Genomic DNA, 1190 nt, shown 5'->3' on the forward strand with positions numbered 1-1190 from the left:
CTAGTAGTCAGTCCAGTTTGATTTTTGTGGTATGCTGAGGGAAAACAGGAGATGCTTCGATGGGAAAAACGGCTCCAATGCACCTCAGCGATGATGAACAAACCCATGTCGAGTTCTTTGTACGACGAGGCAAAGCCAATGCCAGAACGCTGACACGAGCACGCGTCTTGCTCAAAAGCGATGAAGGCTGGACGGATGCCGAAATCGCCGAAGTGCTCGATATCACAGAGCAAACGATTCGCAATATCCGACAACGATTTCGAGCCGGAGGCATCGAGGCAGTGCTCACCGACAAACGGCAAGAGCGGCGGCGGCAGGCACTCAACGATGAACAGGCGGCCCATCTTATTGCCGTTGCCTGTAGCAATGTCCCTGATGGGCACGACCATTGGACTATGCGCATGCTCGCAGGCAAAGCTATCGAGTTGGGATACGTGCGGGCTCTGTCTCCCGAAACCGTACGCCAATTACTGAAAAAAACGCGCTGAAGCCCTGGCAACATGAGCAGTGGTGCATTCCTAATGTCGATGCAGACTTTGTCGCCGCTATGGAAGATGTGCTGGATCTCTATGCCCAACCCTATGATCCAGCAGCACCGCTGGTCTGTTTTGACGAAAAGCCGCTGGTTGTACATGCAGAAGTACGTGAGCCTTTGCCAGTGAAACCAGGACATCCCGAGCACGCGGATTATGAATATGAGCGATTGGGAACGGCGAACTTGTTTGTGTTTGTCGAACCACTGGCAGGACGCCGCTGTGTCGAGATGACTGAACGGCGCACCAGACTGGATTTCGCCCAGACCATCCGCTGGCTCGTCGATGAGGTTTATCCCGATGCTCGCGTCATTCGTCTGGTCATGGACAATCTTAACACGCATACGGCGGCCAGCCTCTACGAGGCGTTTGAGCCTGCCGAGGCGCAGCGCATCTGGCAACGATTGGAGGTGCATTATACCCCGAAACATGGAAGTTGGCTCAACATGGCCGAGATCGAGATCAGCATCTTTGAACGTGGATGTTTGTCCAAACGCGTCAAAAGCTTTGAGCATCTCTGGCAGCACATCGAAACCTTGGCTACTGACCGCAACGCTGCTCGCGCTCAGATCCATTGGCGCTTTACGTGTGCTGATGCTCGCGCGCAGATGCATGATCTCTATCCTTCCCCAAAAATCAAACTGGACTGACCACTAG

Annotated in this window: 1 protein-coding gene; it reads left to right on the forward strand. The window is 53.7% G+C overall.

The annotated features are described in order from the left end of the window. Positions 1 to 59 precede the first annotated feature (59 nt). Positions 60 to 1183, forward strand: a protein-coding gene (locus tag IVW53_16130; GenBank protein ID MBF6607086.1) for an IS630 family transposase whose coding sequence is annotated in 2 segments (ribosomal slippage) — positions 60 to 474 and positions 474 to 1183 — 1125 coding nt in all. Because the reading frame shifts where the segments join, the coding sequence is not laid out codon by codon here. Positions 1184 to 1190: the final 7 nt, after the last annotated feature.

The organism is Chloroflexota bacterium (assembly GCA_015478725.1).
Taxonomy (GTDB): Bacteria; Chloroflexota; Limnocylindria; order Limnocylindrales; family CSP1-4; genus C-114.